The 3,494-nt window shown below is 42.0% G+C and carries 3 protein-coding genes and 1 pseudogene; 1 reads left to right on the forward strand and 3 read right to left on the reverse strand.

The features are described 5' to 3' along the window. Nucleotides 1–226: 226 nt before the first annotated feature. The gene (locus AB3112_RS09695) at nt 227–1,273 is read right to left on the reverse strand and encodes an SGNH/GDSL hydrolase family protein (protein WP_084974526.1); all 1,047 of its coding nucleotides are present in this window, start codon (nt 1,271–1,273) and stop codon (nt 227–229) included. A 267-nt stretch (nt 1,274–1,540) separates the two neighbouring features. Between AB3112_RS09695 and AB3112_RS09700 the strand changes: the two genes are divergently transcribed. Then, nucleotides 1,541–2,251 (forward strand): alpha/beta hydrolase, encoded by a 711-nt coding sequence (locus AB3112_RS09700; protein WP_084974528.1) that lies wholly within the window; start codon nt 1,541–1,543, stop codon nt 2,249–2,251. A gap of 87 nt (nt 2,252–2,338) precedes the next feature. On the opposite strand, the gene AB3112_RS09705 is transcribed toward AB3112_RS09700, so the two are convergent. Together AB3112_RS09705 and AB3112_RS09710 are read right to left on the reverse strand one after the other, a co-directional pair. Beyond that, nucleotides 2,339–2,938 (reverse strand): hypothetical protein, encoded by a 600-nt coding sequence (locus AB3112_RS09705; protein WP_239823022.1) that lies wholly within the window; start codon nt 2,936–2,938, stop codon nt 2,339–2,341. Nucleotides 2,939–2,965: 27 nt separating this feature from the next. Then, a pseudogene (locus AB3112_RS09710) lies at nt 2,966–3,494 on the reverse strand (transcriptional regulator); the annotation flags it as partial.

Consider the following 3,494-nt stretch of genomic DNA (forward strand, 5'->3'; position numbering starts at 1 on the left):
AAATAATGGATTTAAAGCAATTTCTTACAGTATATTCCTTTTAATGGACGATTTCTGTTAATGGAACCTACGAACCGATTGGGTTGCATTTCAAAAGTAGTCAGCGATTGGTCGTTGGTTATGATATTTCCAACCTGTATTTTTACCACAAATAGACGAGACAAAGAATGCTCATCTGGCCAAATCTGACCAAATGAGCATTCTTTGCGTTGTATTATCATATTTCTTACTTAACAATTTCCTTCGCCAACGCATACCCCAGTTTCTGAGCTGTCTGGGCAGTCGGGTGAATTTCGTGATCTTTTAAAGTGACGTCCTTGTTGGTATCAGTGATCACGTTTGGTGCAAATTGCTGGAAGTTGATTACCGTGGCGCCCATTGACTTGTAGAGCTTTGCTTCAGCTGCTCTTAAGTCATGGAAGGTGTATCCGTACATATCCGCCATATTATTGCGGTTCATTCCATTCGCATCGTATCTTGAAATTGGCAGGATACCGTAAATTTTGGCAGATGGATTCAACTTTTTGATTAGCTTGATGTTGTATCGTAAGTGGCGCATGACATTTTGCAAACTACCGGAGCCTGAATAGTTGGTGTAGTCATTGGTGCCGATGTGGACAAAAATGATATTCATTTTCTTGATGTCACTTTTGTGAGCCCTGATCGCTGCCGATAAATCTTGGGGCACTAATGTGGTTCCAAGATAGGCATACCGATGACCAACAATTCGACCGCTTGGGCAGGCGAAATTTTCCACTTTCGTGTTGGTCCCTAAGTACTTGGCTGTCCAATCCGGATAGGAACTATTCAAATAGAAGTGATAGCCGTCCCAGCCAGCAGGAATGGAGTCACCAAACACCCCGATCTTCTTGCCGGTGTATTGATTGCCAGCTTGGGCTAACTTAACATTATATGACTTCGACGTGATATCCGTCACTTGAGAATTTAAAACCCAGTATTTATGTTTTTGGTTGGCACTGGTCAGGCGATAAACGACCTTGGTCTTTCCACCGTAGACCAGCTTGGCAGCTTGACTTCTATACCAGGCGGTCTTCATAAACTGCTTAGAAGAAACCGACTTTCCAAGATGAACATCCGTATACAATTTTGCGTTCTTCTTGAGCGCAAAGGCATGGGGATGTGTCTGAGTGGTATATTCGACCTGCACACTTGCTTTGTCTGCGGTAGGGTGGCTATAAATTCCAAATGAAATGGATGCCACAACGAAGGCTGCAAAAAACAGCTTGATGTGTTTATTGAAAAAATTAATCATTAAATATTCTCCTCAGAAAAATGATCTTTAGAAAGGAACCGAATTATGATGGGCACTTCCCTCGTATCCATAATAATATATCCACCGTTAACTTTCTAATTATACGACAAAAAAGTTTTGAAGTTTATAAAAAATTGCAATAAGCAAATAAAAAAATCTGATGAGTTAACCTTAGGCTATGGCGAGCAAGGCAAGCGGCCAGCATAATTGATTTTTCCAATAGCATTTTCTCCGCTCACCACTTATCATAGAAGAAGAGGTGATTGTATGAATTTTAAACAAGTTGTATTTGATAAAGAAAAAGATATCAAATTGGACATTTACGACGCCGATAGTGACGTTGCTTTACCGGGCATTGTAATCCTCCCGGGCGGAAGTTACAAGACATTTCAAGAACGGGACGCTGCACGCGTTGCGCTGACTTTTTTGACGAAAAGTTATCAAGCATTTGTGGTGGAATACCCCGTTAATGATAAGAAGAATTATCAAGATGCCAAACAAAGTATTGATTTAGCTTTTAATTATATAACGAAGAACGCTAAAGATCTGAATGTTGATCCTGAAAAACTTGGGATCATTGGCTTTTCAGCCGGCGGACAGCTCGCCGCTGCGTACTCCAACCAATCCGCAACTAAGGCCAAATTTGCAATCTTAGGCTACCCGGTTTTGACCCAGGCACTGGATGAAAAGATTGGGATTCAAAGTGAGGATGTTACCAAACAAGTTACCAAGAATACACCGCCAACCTTCATCTTTGGTGCCCGTGGGGATGAGTTGGCACCATACATTGACCACATTTATCCCTACACTGAAGCATTGTACAAAAATGGCGTTAATTTTGAAGTCCACTTGTTTGCGACCGGCGGACATGGTTTCAGTTTAGCCAACAAATTTGTTGGTGTTGTCAACCGTGACCGCACCGATAACCATTTTGCCAAGTGGTTCCCGCTGTGCCTTGAATGGTTGCAGTCATTATAATAAGTTTCTCAACTTAAGTAGAACTTAAAGCCGTCTCCAATCTGAAAAATCGGATTGGGGACGGCTTTTTATTTGGATTTTGTGAGGTTAGCCATCATAACTATTTTCAATTAAGAATCGCCTTGATAGTTCTACTAAAATGGGGGTCATTGGCGTTGACAAGCTGGTCCAATTTCGATCCACGAACGGTTTGAACTTGTTCAAAGCACCTTTGTCGAGTTTCTTGGTGTCCGTTAATAGGTGGCGAAGTTCGAGTGCAAATTCCTGAAGCGTGAGTCGTTCTGATTGACTCTTCAAAGTTTTGCTGACGGAGGTGAGTTGAGACAAGTAACCGTCAAAATCGGTGTTTTCGTAAATTTCGGTTTTTCCCGGAAAGTCCATCGTGTCGGCTTTGTTTTGCAGGTGCTTGAGTTGATCCAGATAGGCGGAACCTTTTGGAGTCAACCACTTTTCGGCGTGATTGCTGAATAGTTTGACGCCGTCAACATAATCGACATCCAAGGTTGCAGTCAGCACTTGTTCATGTTTTTGATCCATCTTGTATAATTCATTCAAAATTTTTGGTGCGGTATAGTGATTATTTTTACCGTAATCGATTAACTTTTGGACTGTTTTCAAATTAACCTGATTTGGTTGCGTCTCCAAAAAGCTTAAAATAAACTCCCGCATTTTATCTTCGAATTCCATTAAAACTCGCCACCCATTCCTATTGTATTAACTGTGAAACAGCTTCATTTGAATATCTTGATCATAATTTCCAAATCCGCGACCGAAAATCGTGCAGCCCCCTTTGTGCTTGGCGGTGTCCTTGATGGCAAACCGAACGGTGAATGTTGGCTGTCTCCAGTCGATATCGTCAATTGAAACATCAGTAAAAGGTTGCCCATCTAAATAGCTGCCGTGATCCGTAATCCGAACAACTTTTAACTGGCCATATTGGTTCACGTTATCCGGCACCCAGTCCGGAGTGTATTTGCCACGAATGTCCGAAAAGTCACCTGGGCTGGTCCACGTGCCGATTTCAACGTTATTGATGTAGAACGTAATGTCAGATGGCCAAACGTTGTTCGAAAAGGGGAACTCCGATCCAAGCTCCATTGACAGGTCCAGCATTTCCAACTTATCTTTTTCTTCCAAGTAGTTAGGAAATTGGTATTCAACAAATCCATCAGTCCACCAAATCATCCCGGCCTTGATCCGCTCTGGACTCATGAAGTACTTAGGGTTGTCGACTTTGCCGATG

Origin of the sequence: Lentilactobacillus sp., assembly GCF_040773105.1 — a bacterium.
Taxonomy (GTDB): domain Bacteria; phylum Bacillota; class Bacilli; order Lactobacillales; family Lactobacillaceae; genus Lentilactobacillus; species Lentilactobacillus parabuchneri.

Excerpts from the sequence above, each read along its gene's own strand:
- AB3112_RS09695 (WP_084974526.1), bottom strand. The coding sequence starts at position 1,273 with ATGATTAATTTTTTCAATAAACACATCAAGCTGTTTTTTGCAGCCTTC.
- AB3112_RS09700 (WP_084974528.1), top strand. The coding sequence starts at position 1,541 with ATGAATTTTAAACAAGTTGTATTTGATAAAGAAAAAGATATCAAATTG.
- AB3112_RS09705 (WP_239823022.1), bottom strand. The coding sequence starts at position 2,938 with ATGGAATTCGAAGATAAAATGCGGGAGTTTATTTTAAGCTTTTTGGAG.